This is a genomic window from Exiguobacterium sp. s161 (assembly GCF_018619045.1).
Classification (GTDB): Bacteria; Bacillota; Bacilli; order Exiguobacteriales; family Exiguobacteriaceae; genus Exiguobacterium_A; species Exiguobacterium_A indicum.
Genome location: NZ_JACSNH010000001.1, coordinates 261,838 through 281,825, shown reverse-complemented (window position 1 = coordinate 281,825; position 19,988 = coordinate 261,838). Strand labels below are relative to the sequence as shown.

Annotated in this window: 14 protein-coding genes and 1 riboswitch; of the genes, 4 read left to right on the top strand and 10 right to left on the bottom strand. The window is 47.6% G+C overall.

Translation table 11 applies throughout. The features are described 5' to 3' along the window. Positions 1 to 34: 34 nt before the first annotated feature. Positions 35 to 913 (bottom strand): CAP domain-containing protein, encoded by an 879-nt coding sequence (locus KNQ14_RS01280; RefSeq protein WP_023469369.1) that lies wholly within the window; start codon positions 911 to 913, stop codon positions 35 to 37. 348 nt (positions 914 to 1,261) lie between these two features. Between KNQ14_RS01280 and KNQ14_RS01275 the strand changes: the two genes are divergently transcribed. Next, positions 1,262 to 1,618 carry a hypothetical protein gene (locus tag KNQ14_RS01275; protein ID WP_023469370.1) on the top strand — a complete coding sequence of 119 codons (357 nt, stop codon included), beginning with the start codon at positions 1,262 to 1,264 and terminating at the stop codon, positions 1,616 to 1,618. 12 nt (positions 1,619 to 1,630) lie between these two features. Here the strand turns inward: KNQ14_RS01275 and KNQ14_RS01270 are convergent, their stop codons facing one another. Both KNQ14_RS01270 and KNQ14_RS01265 read right to left on the bottom strand, forming a co-directional pair. Then, entirely contained in the window at positions 1,631 to 4,381 is a 2,751-nt protein-coding gene (locus KNQ14_RS01270) for a chitobiase/beta-hexosaminidase C-terminal domain-containing protein (protein ID WP_214859347.1), read from the bottom strand. A 129-nt stretch (positions 4,382 to 4,510) separates the two neighbouring features. Continuing rightward, positions 4,511 to 4,690, bottom strand: coding sequence for a DUF2188 domain-containing protein (locus KNQ14_RS01265; protein WP_035396111.1), 180 nt, complete (start codon positions 4,688 to 4,690; stop codon positions 4,511 to 4,513). Between the two features lie 600 nt (positions 4,691 to 5,290). Between KNQ14_RS01265 and KNQ14_RS01260 the strand changes: the two genes are divergently transcribed. Beyond that, the gene (locus KNQ14_RS01260; protein ID WP_217448918.1) at positions 5,291 to 7,321 is read left to right on the top strand and encodes a thioredoxin domain-containing protein; all 2,031 of its coding nucleotides are present in this window, start codon (positions 5,291 to 5,293) and stop codon (positions 7,319 to 7,321) included. A gap of 200 nt (positions 7,322 to 7,521) precedes the next feature. Beyond that, positions 7,522 to 10,893, top strand: coding sequence for an SH3 domain-containing protein (locus KNQ14_RS01255; RefSeq protein WP_214859340.1), 3,372 nt, complete (start codon positions 7,522 to 7,524; stop codon positions 10,891 to 10,893). 316 nt (positions 10,894 to 11,209) lie between these two features. Here KNQ14_RS01255 and KNQ14_RS01250 read toward each other — a convergent pair whose 3' ends face one another. The 5 genes from KNQ14_RS01250 to KNQ14_RS01225 all read right to left on the bottom strand — a co-directional run bounded on the left by KNQ14_RS01250 (position 11,210) and on the right by KNQ14_RS01225 (position 17,472). Continuing rightward, positions 11,210 to 12,298 carry a universal stress protein gene (locus KNQ14_RS01250; protein WP_023469374.1) on the bottom strand — a complete coding sequence of 363 codons (1,089 nt, stop codon included), beginning with the start codon at positions 12,296 to 12,298 and terminating at the stop codon, positions 11,210 to 11,212. Then, entirely contained in the window at positions 12,295 to 12,816 is a 522-nt protein-coding gene (gene kdpC, locus KNQ14_RS01245) for a K(+)-transporting ATPase subunit C (protein ID WP_214859338.1), read from the bottom strand. The genes KNQ14_RS01250 and kdpC overlap by 4 nt, the downstream gene beginning before the upstream one ends. A 14-nt stretch (positions 12,817 to 12,830) precedes the next feature. Next, positions 12,831 to 14,900, bottom strand: a complete 2,070-nt coding sequence (kdpB, locus tag KNQ14_RS01240) for a potassium-transporting ATPase subunit KdpB (protein WP_023469376.1) — start codon at positions 14,898 to 14,900, stop codon at positions 12,831 to 12,833. Between the two features lie 17 nt (positions 14,901 to 14,917). Beyond that, a complete protein-coding gene (kdpA, locus tag KNQ14_RS01235) occupies positions 14,918 to 16,558 on the bottom strand; it encodes a potassium-transporting ATPase subunit KdpA (RefSeq protein ID WP_214859336.1) in 1,641 nt (546 codons plus the stop codon). A gap of 324 nt (positions 16,559 to 16,882) precedes the next feature. Then, positions 16,883 to 17,036: riboswitch (cyclic di-AMP (ydaO/yuaA leader) on the bottom strand. A gap of 241 nt (positions 17,037 to 17,277) precedes the next feature. Then, on the bottom strand, positions 17,278 to 17,472 hold the full coding sequence (locus tag KNQ14_RS01225) for a hypothetical protein (protein ID WP_023469379.1): 195 nt from the start codon (positions 17,470 to 17,472) through the stop codon (positions 17,278 to 17,280). Positions 17,473 to 17,642: 170 nt separating this feature from the next. Here KNQ14_RS01225 and KNQ14_RS01220 point away from each other — a divergent pair, with 170 nt between their 5' ends. Then, positions 17,643 to 18,122, top strand: coding sequence for a glutathione peroxidase (locus tag KNQ14_RS01220; protein ID WP_214859334.1), 480 nt, complete (start codon positions 17,643 to 17,645; stop codon positions 18,120 to 18,122). 47 nt (positions 18,123 to 18,169) lie between these two features. On the opposite strand, the gene KNQ14_RS01215 is transcribed toward KNQ14_RS01220, so the two are convergent. Both KNQ14_RS01215 and KNQ14_RS01210 read right to left on the bottom strand, forming a co-directional pair. Beyond that, positions 18,170 to 18,739, bottom strand: a complete 570-nt coding sequence (locus KNQ14_RS01215) for a hypothetical protein (RefSeq protein WP_047392959.1) — start codon at positions 18,737 to 18,739, stop codon at positions 18,170 to 18,172. A gap of 63 nt (positions 18,740 to 18,802) precedes the next feature. Further along, the gene (locus tag KNQ14_RS01210; protein ID WP_214859332.1) at positions 18,803 to 19,873 is read right to left on the bottom strand and encodes a glycerate kinase; all 1,071 of its coding nucleotides are present in this window, start codon (positions 19,871 to 19,873) and stop codon (positions 18,803 to 18,805) included. Positions 19,874 to 19,988 lie beyond the last annotated feature (115 nt).

The following is a 19,988-nucleotide window of genomic DNA, read 5'->3' as shown; positions in this document are numbered from 1 at the left end:
GACATCGTGAAATATCGTCCTCCATTTTTCTATTTTAAGGTGTTCGGAAATTAATCGTGAAGTATGGCGCGTTACTCCGGAAAGCCACACCGATGTCAGCTTGTTTGTATTCTTTTTTCAAAATATTTTCTCGGTGCCCTTTTGAATTCATTAAGCCCCAATGTGATGCAAAGACATTCGGATAGCCCATTGATAGATTTTCACCAGCATAGCTGAACCTGATTCCTTCACGCTTCATCCGGTCGAAAGGATCACGCCCTTGCGGATCCGTATGTGCGAAGAAATTATTCTTCGCCATATTTTCGCTATGACCGCGTGTCACTGGCTTCAGTGCCGTATACGGAGCCAACGGATTTAACTTGTAGTCAGCCCGTTCCCAGTTCATCAATCGTAGCATCAGCTTCTCATCCGTCGTTCGTAACGCATTCGAAGCCGTACCATAGAAACCCTTTTTCTTCGCTTCGACGTCTTTCGGAATCGACAGTGTCGCTTTCACCTTATTCCCATCATGTTGGTCGAAGAAATAGGTGACGTAATTCCCCTTCTTCTCATAGACGGCTGCATGATCCAGGTTCAACATGTAGTTCGTGTTGCCTTTACGGTAGGACTTCACTGCGGTCCATCCTTTTTTCTTCAGCGATGATTCCGTATCCTTGTTCAAGACTGCCCCTTGCGTTGTTATACCATTTTTAAATCGGTACTTTCCGTATTCCTTACCGTCCTTCGTCAACGATACGAATTCTTCGCTGGACGTCCGCCTGACTTCCCAGTCGTAACCTGGATATTCACTGCTATATCGATCAATCAGCTTGCCGCCACTTTTCGGATAATCGGCTTCTGCCTGTTCCATTGGAATGTTCTCGTAGCCGAAAAAAGCTACTGCTGCTACTCCGACGATCAACCATTTTTTCATATCTTCGTTTCGCCTCCTTTAATCATTACCTTTATTTTAAAAGAAAATGATTCTTTCGAACAGTCATTGGCTCTTAATTGTCTAAATCACATTTTCCGTTCACAAATTAGACACGTTTTATGAGAACGTTCTCATATTATTAAAATGCTTTCGTTAAGAGGATTCTTAAAAGTATTTAGTACATATACTAAACCATCTTTCCCTTTTCTTAAAATGTGTGAACATTCTTTTATTTCATCATTCGAGATTTTTGATTGCTCTCGGAATTCTTACTCGGTATCATTAGAATTCGTAAGCCAAACTTTCAATGCTTTTCCAAATAACATAATGAAATGAAGGAGTTGACCTATGGTTTTACTGTATTTCATTTATGAGTCCATCGCCTTTTTACCGATTCAGCAATATTTATTTTCTGGATGGATGATTCTCGTCGTGTTGACGGTTTCATTCAGTTTAGCGAATGCACACGAAGATGTACGATTGAATCAACGACTCGGTTTTGAGTTACTCGTTCCTGGTTCTGGTATGTTGCTTTGCAAACAATTCATTCCTGGTCTCGCCATTATCCTATTTTTGATCATGGTACACTTCACGTATATGTTCCGCGTCATCCCTCTTCCTGTCGCGTTAATCTCGACACTTTCGATTAGCACACTTTCTTTTCTTTCTCTCTTTTTCTCGTCACGCAAAAAAGCGGACCGTTAAGTCCGCTTTTCATCATTGATATTTCGTTGTTTCTTTCAAACGATAGAAATGAGAACGTTCTAACCAAATCGTTTTTCCTTTTTTCGTCTTCACTTGAATATATGGTCGATCTTGCGATACACGCAGTGCGAGCAACTCACCTTGTTGCTCTCCAGTTGTTCCGCTCGCTTTTAACCAATGACGACCTAATTTCCATTCGAGGAAGATATGTTTTCCTTTTTGAACGGCACGCCATTTTCCGATTTCTGCGATGCCTTTGACCGGAACGGCTGTCTCTGCACCTTGAATCGAGATGATCGCCGGATCGTGGTCACTCGCGCTACCGTCTGCTTCCATATACTCCGAGTTGATGTTGACGATATCAGAAGACGTATAACGTTTTAAGTTGTTTGAGATCAAGATGTGATCGAGCACTTGAGCATTTCCGTTATAGACGTAAGAGTATCGCTCGGATTCTGGAAGATCATCGACTGTATTCCAGAGGTTTTTCCCTTTCAGGATATTTAGCGTTTCTGAGAACTGGAAGTCGTTCAAGTCACCGAGAACGACGACGTTCGAGTCTTTGACTTCCGTTTTCAATTCAGAGACGAAATCTTGGACGATGTTCGCGATCGCATGACGCTGGACTTCACTCTTACGTACGACCGGTTGGTTCTTACCGAAGTCAGCTCCGTCGCCACCTTTTGAGTTGAAGTGGTTGACGATGACGTGATACGAATCACCGTTGAAGAGGAATTCCGCGACGAGTGGTTTTCGAGAACTGGCGAAGTTCGGATCCGTCGGCTGGATGCGACCCGGGTTTTTCGTCAGCTTGCCGTTCTCCACCGCAACAGCTTCCGTTGCACCACCTTTTTCACCTGGTGCGAGCGATACACGCGCCGGGTTGTAAAGGAATCCGACACGGATGTTTCCACCCGGCTGTCCACCGTCTTTCTTATCTTCAGGCGCGATGTCCGTATAGGCATAGCGGACACCTGTTTTTGCTTCGATTGCTGCAATCAATGTCTCGAATGATTTTGATGCGTCGACTGTTCCGCTATCCGTCGCACCATCATTATCCTGCATCTCTGTCAAACCGACGATGTCCGGCGTCTTCAGGAATGTCGCGATGCCTTCTGAGACACGATCGATTTTTCCAGCGTCTGCCGTTGAGGCGAAATTCTCGACGTTGTACGAAGCAACCGTCAAGCGTGATTCCCCCGTCTTGATGTTCGTCGGTTGACGCTCCACTTCGCTCGTGACGAGTTTCGGAAGGTCCGCTGCTTTGGCGAGTACTTTATAAGCCGAATAGTTATAGCTCATGACGCCTTCGATTGTTCCATCGAATGTATCACCAGCTTTCGCACGGTACGACGAGCTGCCCATCTCGACAAATAGACGTTCTGGGTTGACATTATCCTTCGTCAGGATTGGTGTGCCACGTTTTGTGTAGACCTTGTTTGCGTCTGTTTGTGTCCGAACTGGGATTGTTCGGTTTGCTTGCGGCCCTGTGACGATTGCGTTCGGTAAAGCGACACGCATACCTTCTAAGCTTTCGTATAAATCGATCGCATCTTCTTTTGGATCAAACTGCGCGAAGGAATCATTGTCGACGACTTGCGTCGGAATCAAGACCCCTTTATCACCAAGAACGATACTTGCTGGTAAGCCTTCATTAAGCGCACCCTTCACGAGATTGACCGTACTGATTTCCGTGACAGCAAGGTCTGTATCTGCTTTATCGCTGTATCCGCCAAGTAACCACTCTTTGACATATCCTGTCGTCGCGATCTGTTGTCCAACAGCAGCACCATGGTTTTTCGCATAGACGAGAATCCCTTCCGATGTCCGGCTGTCGTTATCCGGATTCGGATCTTGCATGTAGAAGTTGTTCGCATCGACGACGTACGTGACGACACCTGTCGTCCGGACGAGCTGTTCTGCATAAGGCGACGTATGCGCAATACCTTGGATGTTGCTGATTTTCGTGATTGGTGGTGCGATATAGTACTTGAATGTCGAAACCGCTGACGTTTTACCGTCCTTGACGGCAACTGCTTGAATCGTCACTTCATCGTTGATTGTAATCGGTGACGTGTACACCGGACTGTCGACAGTTGGTGTCGTGCCATCGACCGTATAATGAATCGTTCCTTCACCTGATAATGTCACTTGATCTCCACGTTCAACTTCACCGACTGGAGAAGCTGTAGGTGCTGCAAGAACGTCGCCCGCTTCTGTCTGATGACTGCCGAGATTCGTCAGTGTATCGACCGGGAAGCTCGTCCACTGTGATGGTTCGTACGTTTTAGCACCAGACGTGACGCCGGCATTCCGGACGAGTGTCGTATCTTTTGCGAAATCCGTTGATGAACCAAGTGGTCCGATGATATCAAGAACAACATCACCCTTTTTCAGTGCGATGGGATCATTTCCGTTAAAGTTCAATGATCCCGTCGTCAATTGTGCTTTTGCTTTGATGTCCGCATTCGCACTCGAATTCGCGATGACGAACGTCTTCCCTGGATCCACTTTCCCCGATAGTGTGATTTTCGCTTCTGACGGTCCACCGTTCGTATATTGAACGAGTGTATAGTCTGCTAAATCAATGATTTGCCCCGACCCATTATATAGCTCAATTGCCTTGTTATTACTTGTTCCTTCTATGTATTCAGACAAGATGACGCCTTCGCCTTCTGCCCCGACAAGACCCGCTTGTGGAAGGATTCCTGCTGTTAATACTCCGGCCAATGCCCACTTTCCAAACGTACTGCCGTATTTCATGATGAGACCCCCTATTGAATTTTCTGACACTTCTTCATAATATCAGATTATATTCTCAATAGTGTATATTTTTCGTAAAAAAAGATACCATCCTTCGTAAATGAAAGAAATGGTATCGCTTACAACTTTTTATTGTTCGTCTTTGTGACTTTCGTACCATTTTTCAGCTTGCGATGTCGCGATCGGAATGGCGCGTCCCTCTTCATAGCCGTCTTTTAATAACGCGTTCGCGATTTCGATCGCTTTCTTTCGAAGCGGCGGATCAAAGTTCTTGAATGACTCCGGATAGTCGTTCTCATTCCATGGCATGTCGTCACCCCCTTCTTTCAGCATTACCCGAAAAAAGGCACAAAAAAAACGCCTCATCAGCGTGTCGTTGTTTTTGGTTGTCATGAGAATCGAGGATTACAGGTGATCAAAACACCTGAAACGACGAAAGCCCTACCTCTCTTTCGTTGTTACGGCTCCTTGGCCGCGCCAGCTGAATCAAGCATTTTAGCAAGAATCGTGATGCGTCTGCAACGGACGCATGATACTGGGATTTTTAGAAATAGCTCGGGAATGAGCGGAAAAGTATCGATTGGAAGGTTTATCTTGCTGGGTCAACTTCTCCTCGTAGTATGAAGAAGGACAAAATAAAAGCGATGACTTATGTCTGACTCATTTGTCAGTAGCGGTCTAAAAATCCTGACCTGTCGATTTAATTGTATGATATGGATTGAAGATTCTCACATGAGTGATCATCCCCGATTCATGACTTATATTAATCTATCACACTTTCTTTTATAAAGTCAATCTTTCTTTTTAAAAATCGTTTTCTCCTGTCTCAGAATTGGAGTTGCACCTGCCGTAAAAGCCGAGTATCGTGAAGAGGACTTATTATTATAGAAGAAACGAGGGAAATCCATCATGTCGAATCGACTTATCCATGAAACGAGTCCCTACCTATTGCAACATGCTCACCAGCCTGTCGATTGGTACCCGTGGGGCGAAGACGCCTTCACTGCCGCTCGAGAAAGCGGCAAGCCGATCTTTTTATCGATTGGTTATTCGACGTGCCATTGGTGCCATGTGCTGTCTCATGAGAGCTTCGAAGATGAAGAAACGGCACGACTCTTGAACGAACGCTACATCGCAATCAAGGTCGACCGGGAAGAACGTCCTGACATCGACCATGTCTACATGACGGCGGCTCAAGTCATGAACGGACAAGGTGGCTGGCCACTGAGCGTCTTCATGACAGCGGACCAGCAACCATTTTACATCGGCACGTATTTTCCGAAGACGCCTCAGTTCAACCGCCCGAGTTTTCGTCAGGTGACGCTTCAGCTCAGCGAGCAATTCCGCCGTTCACCAGAAAAAATCGCACAAGTCGGTCAGAACATGTCGCAAACGCTTCGCGACGTATTGCAGCCTACGACGTCTACCCATACTTGGAATGAATCCATCATTCACGAGACCTTTGATCAAGCGATGCGCCAATTTGACCGTCAACACGGTGGATTCGGCGAGGCACCGAAGTTTCCGTCGCCAGCCCTGCTTCGTTTCTTGCTTGATTATTATCAATTCGCGGAAGACGAAACAGCGCTCCATATGGTCATGCGGTCACTGATTGCGATGCGTGACGGCGGGATGACGGATCAAGTCGGCTACGGTCTGTTCCGCTATACGGTCGATGCCGAGTGGCAGATTCCTCATTTCGAGAAGATGCTGTACGACAATGCTTGGTTTGCAACCCTATGTATCGAGACGTACCAAGTGACCGGACAAATACGCTTCCGACGTTACGCGGAAGAAGTACTGACGTTCGTAGAGCGTGAGTTGTCTGCACCGGACGGCACCTTCTACGCCGCCTTGGATGCGGATAGTGAAGGAGGCGAAGGACATTATTATACGTTCACGGCTTCTGAACTGACCGACTTACTCGGACCAGACGCGCTGTTCCCGCGCTTTTACCATGCCTCCCAGTCCGGGAACTTCGAAGGAAGGAATGTCTTTTACCGGACAGGACAAACACTCGAGATGTTCGCACGTGAAATCCACTTGTCACCTGCTGAGACAGCAGCGCAACTCGAACGCGAGCGACAAATTCTTCTTCGTGCGCGAAGTGAACGCCCGCGACCATTTTGTGATGATAAGCGCCTGACATCGTGGAACGCGATGATGATCTCGACGTTCGCTAAAGCCGGTCGTGTCTTTGGTGAACCGCATTATACACGTGTCGCCACGCGTGCGATGACATCACTCGAGCGATTCGTCCGCACGGAGAATCAACTTGCTGTTCATTACCGAGACGGACAAGCGACCGGTCACGGATTCCTCGATGACTATGCATATTTGATCGATGCACATCTTGAACTATTCCAATCAACACGACGGGCGCTTCATCTAAAGGAAGCTTTAGCATTCGCAGATGTGCTGCAGGACCAGTTTCAAACAGCAGATGGTTATTTTTATCTGACGTCGTCACGCTCCGATGAGCTACTCGTTCGTCCACTCGATCTGTATGATGGCGTCACACCTGCTGGAAATAGTATTGCCTTAAACGCCTTCTTCACGCTCAGTCGTCTGACTGGTCGTCTCGTTTATCAGGAAAGTGCCGAACGGGCGCTCGCAGCTTTAATCGAAGAAGTCGAGCAACAACCGACCGGATTCGCCTCACTTGTCAGTACCTTCACCTACCGGCAGATGGAACCGAAGGAATTGATTATCTTGATTCCAGAAAACGTAGACATCCCGGTCGAAATCGATCAACTGCAACAGATGCGCTTGCCGGAAGTCGCCTTGTTAATTGGTACGAAGCGTGACCTTTTGCCGCACGTCTCTTTGCTCGCGGATTATCCAGAACCAGAAGAGCCAACGGCGTATCTCTGTCATGATTTTACTTGTGAACGCCCGACGACGAATTTAACAGAAATCCTCGCACGTCTCACTATCTGATCCTATTCCCTCTTGTTTAAACAAACAGGAGGGTTTTTCAAAAAACTAAATCCCTTTTTTCAAAAAAACCCAATATTTTCTTCATAAAAATCCGATATGGTCGATAGTAGGAATAGGCATAAGTACGTACACCTTAGACCAGACATCCTAGAAGCCGATTCCGTCCGCTTGGACGAATATCTACTAGGAGGAAAGATACTTTGAATACGACATCCATCTCGAAACCTTTGAAGGTGTTCGCGAGTCTTCTTATCGTGTTTAGCATCATTCTATCATCTCTACCGATAGTGAACGCAGCAACAACGAAAGTAACGGCTTATCGTCTATCGGCAGATACGGATCTGTATGATAAGACGACATCTTCACGGAAACGCTTGTTGACGATCAAGACCGGAACGGTCGTTTCATCCGCATATGATGCCGGAAGCTACAAAAAAGTAACATATGGCGGAAAAACGGGATATGTCGCTTCAAAATATTTAGTGTTGTATGAGAAAAAGCAAACGATCTCTGGACAACGCTATATCGTCTCTACGAATACGGCGATTAAAAATGCGGCACGCACGACAGCAACGACAATTGGTACCTTGCAAAGTAAAGATGTGTATTATACGACACAACGGATTACCGATCCATACGGCAAAACGTGGTATCGCCTGAACTACGCAGGAAAAACAGGATATGTCCCATCTGGTGCCACTCCTGTTTCCTATCAGAAGATTGCGAACGAAACATCACGTACGACGGATACCTACACGCTACATACTTATGCAGGAACGGGTTATCCAAAAGTCGAATCGATTCCAGTTGGGACAAACGTTGAAGTAGTCGGAAAAATCGACGGCTGGTATAGCGTTCGTCACGGCAAAAATAGTGGATACATGCACCGTGACGCTTTTTTACAAGTCTCTAAACAAAGTGTCAAAACGATTCCTACTACACGTGTTCTCTTGAAGAAATCCGTCGAAATCAAATCATCTGCCTCTTCGACGAGTAAAACGATTGCTTCTTTAAAAACAGGCGATGCGTATTACACGACGACACTTGCAACGGATTCTCGAGGTAGCACGTGGCACAAAATTAAAAAAGACGGTCAAACCGGCTATCTTTTAGCGAATCAAGGAACGATTGTGAATTATGAAAGCCTGAAGAACGTCTCTTTCGTCACAACAGCTAAAACGACACTTCGCTCTTATGCAGGCAGTTCGTATGCAGGAATCAAGTCGATTCCGGCCGGTGCAAAACCGCTCGTCTCTGGTCGAATCGGTACATGGTATCGTGTCACGTACGATGGTGTAACAGGATATGCGTCGGCTTCGACGTTTAAGACAGCAGCCCTCGTCCAAACCATTTCAGGTACACGTTTCGCCGTCACATCATCCACCGATATCTTAGTCGCTCCTGAAGCAGATGCGTTTAAAATCGCTACGCTTCAAGAGGGTGATATCTATTACACGACACGTCTCGTCACACTTGGTTCTAAAAAATGGTATCAGATCAAAAAAGACGGAAAGACCGGTTACATCGCTTACGGAACAGGAGAAAAAGTCTCCTATCAAGCGGATGCCGTGACGATGAAAACAACCGACGCTACAGGATTAAAGTCTTATGCTGGCGTATCTTACGCTTCCATCAAGTCTATCCCAAGCGGTACGAAGGTATCCGTAACAGGGGCTATCAATGAGTGGTACCGTGTGACGTATGCAGGAAAAATCGGATATGTTCATCAGGATGATTTGAACGAATATATCGTAACGTCTACGATCTCAGCAGCGCGTTATGTATTAAATACATCCATCGACGTCAAAACGACGTATCAGGCGGATGCCGATACATGGAAGACGCTAAAAAGCGGAGATGTCTATTACACGACGCGCCTTGTCACGAACGGTCACGGTCAGTCGTGGCATCGTATTTCAGTAGACGGGAAAACAGGATATATCCGAGCGAATCAAGGAAGTCCGATTTCATACCGTAAGATTTCAGCCCATCGCTATAAGACGGTACAAACGACTTCTCTGAAGTCATATGCTGGTCCGACATACAGCGAAGTCTCATCGCTTACGAAAGGAACAGTCGTACAAGTGAATGGTTCAATCGGGACATGGATGAACGTAAGTGTTAATGGAAAAACAGGGTATATCGATGGCGCTCTTTTAACACCTTATACAGAAACGAAAAAGATTAGTGGCGCTCGTTTCCTCGCGAACGAGAACTTAATCATTCGAAATTCACCTTTAGAAGAAGCAACAGCACTTACGACACTAGCTAAAGGAAACGTCTACTACACGACTTCACTGATTACGTCACATACGAATAAACAGTGGCATAAAGTAACGATCAATGGAAAAACAGGGTATGTCGATACGAACGCATCTACAAGTAAGATTGACTATGTATCGAAAGATTCGTTATACGTCCGAGCTACAAGTCCTACTCCACTTCGCTCGTATGTCGGAAGTTCCTATCAAGTCGTGACGACGATTCCTTCGAACGTCGTCGTCAGCGTCACCGGACAAATCGGCCAATGGTATAAGATTTCCTATCAAGGTAAATCAGGCTATGCGTATAATGGAACACTTGTAACGACATCTTCAAAACTAAATGTCTACAACTCCATTGCGACACCGTATACATTTGATAACTTCATCAGCACTCAAATGAAGTTAAATCCTTCACCTCAAACCGATTTGTATAAAAATAAGATGATGTATGTCAGCTCGATGTATGTTCGATTCGGTGGATCAGAAGACCCAGTCAATGGTACACTCGCGACCGTATCGTCAACGACACCACTCAACATCCGATCGGGTGCGGCGACGGATAGCCATATTTATGGACAATTCCAGCCGAAACAGATGATTAAGGTCTATCAACGAATCGGTGATTTCTATACGACGTATCCGCGTGTTTACACGTCTTCCACTGGATACTGGACACTCAGTTGGTTGAATGCACTCGAGTCCGATGTCCGGAACGTCGCTGACCCATTAAAAGTCAGCCGCTCTTCAAAGGAATTCTTCCAATTCCTTGATTTATCGAAGACGACAGGCGCATCTGCCGCAACATTAGATAAGATCATCAGTACAAAAGGCATCTTTGGTAAATGTACGACTGGAAGCTGTGGACAAGCATTCATCGACGCTGGTACAGCCTTTTCCGTCAACGAAATCTACTTGATCTCCCACGCGCTACTTGAGACAGGAAATGGAACGTCAACTTTAGCGAATGGCGTCATGTGGAATGGAAAAATGGTCTACAACATGTACGGCATCGGTGCTATCGATTCAGATCCAATCAACGGTGGAGCAAGAACAGCTTACGAAAAAGGATGGTTCACACCGGAAGCAGCCATCATGGGTGGAGCCGAATTTATTGGAACCCAATATATTCACCATGCATACAATCAAAACACACTCTATAAAATGCGCTGGAACCCAATGAATCCTGGTCGTCATCAATATGCGACAGACATGGGATGGGCAGCGAAACAAACGACTCGCATCTATGATTTATATCAACAAATGGATAGCTATACAGCTGTCTTCGATATTCCAGTCTTCGCTCGTTGAGGAAACGATGAAGCCGAGTCTTTAAATCATTGAAATGATTCCAACAAAAAAAGGAAAGACCGTTCTGGTGACTTCACTGGAACGGTCTTTCCTTTTTGATTGATGTAGAACGAAAAATGTCATCCTCCACTCCTACAGGATAAAAAAGCGCGCTCGGCGCTTTCGTCAGGGTTAGGTAAGACCCGGCAGACCGCATCAAATGCAGGGATGCCGCGGCTTACCTCCCGCCCTGAGGACAGGGAGAATGACCGACTCGTTCGTCTTGTGAAACGACAAACTTCGAAGAGAACCCCTGCATTTACGCGGAAGGGCTCCCCTAGCGTTCCATGTCATCGGCAACGATTTGAATATCAATCCCGCGGACATGACGCATGATTTCATTGATGATTGATCCGCGCCGAATTTCCTGCCAACGGGTCCGTGCGGATTGACCGAGGACGATTTGAGTGATGCGATGATGCTTGGCAGCTGCCGTGATCGCTTGGGCGATCGAGCGCTCGCCTTGGATTCGGATTAGAACTTCTGCTCCGAACAAGGAGCCGCTCTCGCGTACCATCGCTAAGACTTCTTTCTGTTTCGCATTCAATTGATTTTCCGCTGCCGGTAAAATCGTTAGGACATACAGTTCTGCCTTCAATCGACTTGCCATGCGAAAGCCGCGATAGATCAACTTCCGCGCGTTGTCGTTGAGTTGGATACAGACGAGAATTCGTTCTTGTAGCGACGCCGGATCTTTTTCGATCAGCAAACGTGATTGATAGACTTGATCGTCGACTTCGTCCGCGACCTGACGCAGCGATAGCTCACGTAAGCTCGCAAGATTCTGAAGCGAGAAGAACGAATTCAAGCTCTGTTCAATCTTTTCTTTTTTATAGATCTTTCCTTGCTCGAGTCGTTCCCGTAACGTCTGTGGCGTGACGTCGACGAGTAGAATCTCATCGGCTTCCCCGAGAAACGGATCCGGGATGCGTTCCCGCACTTCGACACCCGTCACTTCCTTGACTTTAAAGAGCAAGCTTTCGAAATGCTGGATGTTGACGGCCGAATAGACATTAATTCCTGCTTCAAGAAGTGCTGCGACATCTTGATAGCGTTTCTTTCGTACCGATCCTGGCGCATTCGTATGCGCCAGTTCATCGATCAGAACGATATCGGGGCGACGGGCAATGATCGCGTCCACGTTCACCTCGGGGAATGTCTTGTCCTTGTAGACGACTTCAAGTAGCGGGACTTGTTCGAGTTGCCCGACCATCTCCGCCGTCTCTTTTCGACCGTGTGTCTCAATCAGACCGATGACGACATCCTTGCCTTCAAGCGTCAATGTTCGTGCATCGGCAAGCATCTTATACGTCTTTCCGACACCAGGAGCTGAGCCGATGTACAGCTTCAGCTTTCCTCGTGTCATGACTTACTCCGATCAAGGGCTAAGTTCAAACGCAGGACGTTGACGTAATCAAGTGTTCCTGCTTCCTTCGTGATCAACTTCCGTACTTCTTCACGCGACAGGTCGCGCGCGGTTGCGATACGCTTCGCCTGAACCAAAGCATAATCGACTGAGATGTGCGGATCGAAGCCAGAACCGGATGTCACGAGGGCATCGTCCGGAAGCGAAGCGCCGTCCACTTGGTTCTGTTTCTGTAATTCCGCCATCTTCGTGCCAAGCTCCGGGTTCGACGCTGCTAGGTTATCCCCAGCAGACGCTCCCGCTAATTGATCGACCGCTGATGGACGTCCGTGAAAATACTGTTTCGACGTGAACGGCTGGGCAATCAATTCCGATCCGATGAATTTTCCGTTTTCTTGTACTAAAGAACCTTCAGCTTTATCCGGTACGAGTAGTTGACCGAACAGGGTCAATAAAGCGGGAAAGACGATCCCGCATAACGCCGTGACGAAGACCGTCACACGAATGGCTTGTTTCATGATTCGTTTTCTCCTTAGAGGATGCTTGCAAGCAAGACATCGATGATTTTAATCCCAATGAATGGAACGACGACACCGCCAAGACCGTAGATCAGTAAGTTACGACCGAGTAATTGATCCGCCGTCATCGGTTTATAGGTAACTCCTCGCATCGCAAGCGGAATCAACATCGGAATGATGATCGCATTGAAGATCAAGGCAGACAAGATCGCGCTCGTCGGGGAATCAAGACGCATGATATTGAGTACTTCCATCTGCGGGATTGCGACCATGAACATTGCCGGGATGATCGCAAAATATTTCGCGACATCGTTTGCGATCGAGAACGTCGTCAACGCTCCTCGTGTCATCAAGAGCTGTTTCCCGATTTCGACGACTTCGATGATCTTCGTCGGGTTCGAATCAAGATCGATCATGTTCGCCGCTTCTTTTGCGGCTTGCGTTCCGCTGTTCATCGCGAGTCCGACATCGGCTTGAGCGAGTGCCGGTGCATCATTCGTTCCGTCTCCTGTCATCGCGACGAGGTGACCGGCTGCTTGTTCCTGCTGGATGACACGAATTTTATCTTCCGGCTTACATTCCGCGACGAAATCATCAACGCCTGCTTCGCGGGCGATCGTTGCTGCCGTCAATGGGTTGTCACCCGTACACATGACCGTCTTGATCCCCATCTCGCGCAACCGATCGAATCGTTCGCGCATGCCCGGTTTCACCGTATCTTTTAAATAGATGACGCCAAGGATCGTTGCGTCGATCGCTACGACAAGTGGTGTGCCACCAAGACGAGAGACCGCATCTACTTTCTCTTGCAAATCATTCGGAATGGTTCCACCTTGTTCCTTGACCCATTCTTGAATCGCTTGCCCCGCCCCTTTCCGTACACGGCGACCATCTCTTAAATCGAGTCCGGACATCCGTGTCTCTGCGCGGAACGGTACGATCTCTGCTCCATCTAACCAGTGTTGTTCCACCGGCATCGCGCGAAGTTCAGCGAGTTCAAGAACGGAACGTCCTTCTGGTGTCTCATCAGCGAGTGAGGCGAGGATTGCCCCCTCAAACGCCTGCTCGGCAGTGCGTCCGCCGACCGGCGTGATTTCCGACGCCATCCGGTTACCGAACGTGATTGTTCCTGTTTTGTCCAAGATGATCGTTTGGATATCGCCTGCTGCTTCGACCGCCTTCCCGCTCATCGCGATGACGTTGAAGCGGGTAACACGGTCCATTCCGGCGATTCCGATTGCTGACAGTAAGCCACCGATCGTCGTCGGGATCAAACAGACGAGTAAGGCGATCAAGATCGGACCTGACAGATCAAATCCAAGGTAGTTCGTAAAGACAGGTAGTGTCATGACGACAAGTAAGAAAATCAATGTCAAGCTCGTCAAGAGCGTTGATAACGCGAGTTCGTTCGGTGTCTTTTGACGACTTGCGCCTTCAACGAGGGCAATCATCTGATCGAGGAATGACTCACCTGGATTGCTTGTGATCCGGACTTCGATCTCGTCACTGACGACGAGTGTGCCGCCGATGACCGATGAGAAATCACCGCCTGCTTCTTTGATGACGGGTGCGGATTCACCGGTGATCGCCGATTCATCAATCGAAGCAAGTCCTTTGATGATTTCACCGTCACCCGGTACATACTCTCCTGCTCGGACGAATACGATATCGCCCTTCCGAAGTGTCGCGGACGAAACGCTTTGAATCAGTTGTCCGACACGTTTACGTGCCATGACATCTGCTTTTGACGCTTTCAGTGAGTCCGCCTGGGCTTTCCCGCGTCCTTCCGCGATCGATTCCGCGAAGTTCGCGAACAAGACCGTTAAGAAGAGGATGATACTGACCGTCAAGTTAAAGCCACGCATCTCATCAATGAAGATCGTATAGCCGATTGCGAGCAAGCAGCCGATCCAGACGACGAACATGATCGGTTGTTTGACCATGTTGACGGGATTTAATTTTTTAAAGGCATCGATCGTCGCTTGACGCGCGATCGAGCCATTGATTGCTGATTTGGATTGGTGTTCCGGCTCCCCGTTCGGTTGGTGTTCCTCGGGCGTCGGATGCATGATTCGTTCCATCATATGCTTTTATCTCCTGTTCACATCGTCAGCCAATCCGCGACTGGTCCAAGTACGAGCACTGGCAAGAATGTCAATGCACCGACGAGTACGACCGTACCGAGGAAGACTGTTCCGAAGAGTGGTGTGTCTGTCTTAAACGAAAATTCATCTTGCGGAACCGATGGCTTCGCTTTAAGCGAACCAACGATTGCAAGCATCAAGATCAATGGGATGTAGCGTCCGAAGAACAACGCGAATGACGTCGAGACGTTCCAGTAGACGTTTGCGTCACCGAGTCCTTCAAAACCTGATCCGTTGTTCGCCGTCGCGGACGTGAACTCATACAAGACTTGCGACAGTCCGTGATAGCCTGGGTTCGAGATGCCGGCGACGCCTGGTGCAGCGTACATCGAGATTGCCGTTCCGACGAGAATCAGGAATGGCGGCACGAGTAGCGCGATCGCGATCATCTTCACTTCGAACGTCTCGATTTTCTTCCCGAGGAACGTCGGTGTCCGACCGATCAAGAGACCTGTCAGGAAGACCGCGACGAAGGCATAAAGCAAGACGTTCAAGAATCCTGCACCTGCTCCACCGTAAACGACATTGAGCATCATATTACCGAGCTGGATCAATCCAGCAAGTGGATGCAGTGAGTCGTGCATCGCGTTGACCGCACCGGTTTCAGCCGCCGTCGTGATCGAACTGTAGAGCGCCGTTCCGATTTGACCAAATCGTAATTCCTGACCATGTGCCGTCGGATTCGCAAGTAAGCTCCCTGCCATCCCGACCGTCATCATGATGAAGAGAAGTGTCATGACACCAAGGAATAGTCGCCCTTGTTTCGCGGAACCGATGATTTTTCCGTAAGCGATCGGAAGTGACATCGGAATCAGTAGCATCAAGAACATCTGGATGAAGTTGACGAACTGGTTCGGGTTCTCGAATGGATGCGCTCCGTTGGCACCAAAGAAACCGCCACCGTTGTTACCAAGCTGTTTGATGACTTCAAAAGCAGCGACTGGTCCGCGGTAGATCAACTGTTTTGCTCCTTCGAGCGTCGTGACGCTGACTGCTCCTCCAAATGTCTGCGGTACACCGAATAGGATCATCGCTAAACCGAAGACGAACGAAATCGGTAAGAGAATTCGGAAGATGAAGCGGAAGAAGTCGGCATAGAAGTTACCGAGTGGTTTGTTCGCAAGACCACGAATGACAGCGATACAGACCGTGAATGCCATCGTCGGAGCGACGAACAACATCGTTCCGAGGACGAACGTTTGCGAGAGATACGAGAGTGCCTCACCCGAATAATGTTGTTGATCGGTATTCGTCATGAAGCTGATCGTCGTATGCAGCGCCGTAGACCAGTCGAGATTCACAGCACCATTCGGATTCAAGGGTAGACTGCCTTGGAAGCGAAGTAACAAATATCCACCGATGAAAAATAACAGGTTGACGAGCAAGAGGCTCTTCGAATAGCCGACCCACGATTGATCGTGTTTCTTTTCATCGACACCGAGTAACAACAACAGTCGTCGTTCGACCTTACCAATTTTATCGACCCGGCGCTCTGCGACAGGTGCGAAGTATATCCCGATGTAGCGACCAAGCAAGACCGCCGCGCAAAGTGCGATGACGAGTAGGATCCAAAATTGGATCATGAATTGAGTCCACATGTTTTTCTTTTCTCCTATGCGATTAGAATTTTTCTGGATACATCAGACAATAACCGAGATACAAGAAGACGAGGCAGCCCGTCGCCAGTAAAAACCATGTCATTTGCGGTCACCTGCTCTCCACTGGACACGCTCGATCAGATGAATCATCCCGAACGTCGTACCGAAGAAGAAGGCAAGTAGTAAGATACTCCACAGCTCTCCCATTATGAAATTACCCCCATATTATTCAATATTTTTACAATTAAACACGACAAAAAGGCGATGTGAGGCGAAAAACGGCCCCAGCATCGCCTTAATAACTTGGCATACTGAAAAAGAGTCGTTCCCTCCTAAAAACGCCTGCGAGGTTAGCTGTCGGATTCGGGCATACCTAGGAATTAGCCCTACCTTTCCCGTTCGGAAAGGATTCACCCCGTGTCACGGTTCGTGACGGTTGGGTCCCCCGCTTCAATCATGAATTCGGCGTACTTTGAGATCGAAGCATTAACATGTTAGTGTTCGTTGATGAGATGGATATTACTCCGATTTTTTAAGGTTGTAAATAGAAAAGTTGAAAAAAAAATAGTCTGATTTTTTAATGACTTACTTTTGAAAAATAGTGTTTTTCGTCCCTATGCTATAGAAGAAAAAAAACCGCAGAAATCGATTCCTTCATCTAAAATGGAGGAGCTCCATTTTAGCGAGAATCGTTCCGCGGTTTCATGAACAAACAATGATTATGATTGCTGATTCATTTTGGCATGGACCGTCAAAGGAGCTAGCATCGTCACCCATAGGGCAACCACTCCAGAAACAAGAATCACAATATCGCGTTCGAATCCAAGCGTCAGTAAGGTAATACAACTTCCGACGAGGACGAGACAAAGCGTCGCGATCATGACGAACCGCGATTGTTTCAACATTTTTCTCATGTGGCATCTCTCCTTTCCTTCCATATTCCTTTTCATCGTAACAAAGATTCGTCGAAAAAGCGTCGCTGACACCCGATTGTGATGTTTCTGTCATCTCGCAAGTAGCGATAGAAGACGACGGGAAAACGGATTTGTTACACTGGAGAAGTACTTAAAAAGGGGGAATCGATATGTTACAAGATCATTCATTTCAACGCGTCGACGGAACATCGTCATCCTTAAGTGACTACCCAGCTCAAGCATGGCTGATCGTCAATACAGCCAGCAAATGTGGCTTGACGCCACAGTTCGAAGGACTCGAGCAATTGCATCAAGATTACCGTTCACAAGGATTGACCGTACTTGGTTTCCCATGTAATCAGTTCGCGAACCAAGATCCGGGAACGGACGAGGAGATTCAGTCTTTCTGCCAAGTCAACTACGGCGTGACGTTCCCCGTCTTTTCAAAAATCGATGTCAACGGTGAGCAAGCACATCCGTTATTCGAAGAACTGAAAGCACAAGCACCAACGACGGACGGTGCAACAGACATCGAGTGGAATTTCACGAAATTCCTCGTGACCCGTGATGGAGAAGTGACGCGGTTCTCTCCAAAAACGAATCCAACTGATTTGACGGCAGCGATCGAACGATTGCTCGTTCAAGTCTAAAAAAATAAGCTTCCCTCCTTCTCTCTTGAAGGAACGGAAGCTTATTTTCATGTTGTCCCCGGCTCGAGATGACGGCTGATCATCTCTTCCGCCAATCGTTTGACGTCATCGATATCGCGCATTTCCGTGAACGGATGCCCCCAGACGATCAGCTCTTCGATTTCTTCAATCGGTTGCGTCGTATAGCGTGTACCATCGGCAACGAACTCTTGCGCAATCGTAGATTCAAAGGCTGCATATTTCAGGAGCCATGGTTTCTCGCTTAAGATCTTTTGCGCATGTTTCGCTTGCTTGAACGCAACATCACCGACGAGGACGACCGGATCGAATCGTTCATGGAGCGGATGCGTATATTGAACAGAGATCAGCAATCCATGTTGGTTCGTTTTTTCTTGTTGCCGGACATACGTCCGAGTTAAAAAGTGCGGCACGAGCGACTCGGCACTCTCCTTCGTCTGATGGATGCTCAGACCATGCTCCGTTTGGACGACTTCCGGGAGAACCGGTTCGTATCCACGGTTTGCTAATTGTTGATCAAGCTCTTTAAATAATAGCAGGGTATGTTCGACCAATGCTCGAACTTGGCGAAACGATAATTGAATCGATTGATTGATCATACGATGACCTACCTTCTCTAAAAGTATGGCAATATACAGTTATTTACCCAAACTTTTCCGACTTCATCCCTGTTCCCGTAAAAGTTCTTTTAGCCAGATCGAGGTCTGCTCTGTTAAGCGAGCAAACGTCTGCTCTTTGTCTAACGTAACGGGTCGATCGACATGAATCGATCGACAATCCAGCGCACCGGGTATCTTTTCTTCGACGATACCCGCAAGAATAAGACATGGAACTTGAGCAACTCCAGCAGATCGCACGATTTCTCCTGTTATTTTCCCTAATTGACTTTGGCGATCGACTTTCCCTTCACCAGTCCAGACATAATCTGCTTTCCGTAATCGTTCTTCGCATCCTAAATACGCGAGGATGGACTGGGCACCCGACACGATCGTTCCCCCGACAGCATGAATCGCACCACCCAGTCCACCTGCGGCTCCTGCACCTTGAATATTTTCTAGCTTAAGAATCGTTTCCATTTCTTTCAATCGTTGATCCAAATATTCAATCTCATTTCGTCGCAACCCTTTTTGGTGTCCAAATAGATACGCTGGACCGTCTTGGCCAGAGTAATGGGAACGAACATCTACCAATGCCTCCAACGAAAATGGAACGTCTATACATGTCAGCCGTTGCGTCTCGACTAGCGGATTCGTGTGAAACCGAATCGGACGATCTTCCGCATCTCGTAAAGAACATCCCATTTCATGTAAAAAACCAAGTCCGCCATCTGTCGTTCCTGTTCCTCCAAGAGCGACTCGAATCTTTGTCATGCCTTTTCGGCGTAACGTCTGGACGAGATGACCGACTCCTTTGGTGTGTAGCAAAAACGGATCGTCTGTTTCATGTCTCATCGATAATCCGCATATCTGTGCGACTTCAATGACGGCTTCTTGTCCATGTTGCGCATACATCACTTCACAAGGGCGTCCGGCTAAGTCCACCGTCCACTCCGTCCGCATCTCATAGCCCCCTGCCGCGTACACGGTGAGTGTTCCTTCTCCTCCATCAGCGACAGGCGATTGATCGATGATCGCGGATGGATCCCGTTGAAGAATACCTGCAGCGACCGCCTCTGCCGCTTCTTTCGAAGCGAGGCTTCCTTTGAACGTATCCATTAAAATCAAATGACGCATTCTTCACACCTTCTTTATAAGTTAATTCGCCTTTTTCTGTAACCACTTACATTTACTTTTATGGTATGTTATTGTGTGTTAAAAATACCATCTTCTTTTACACATATTAGGAGGT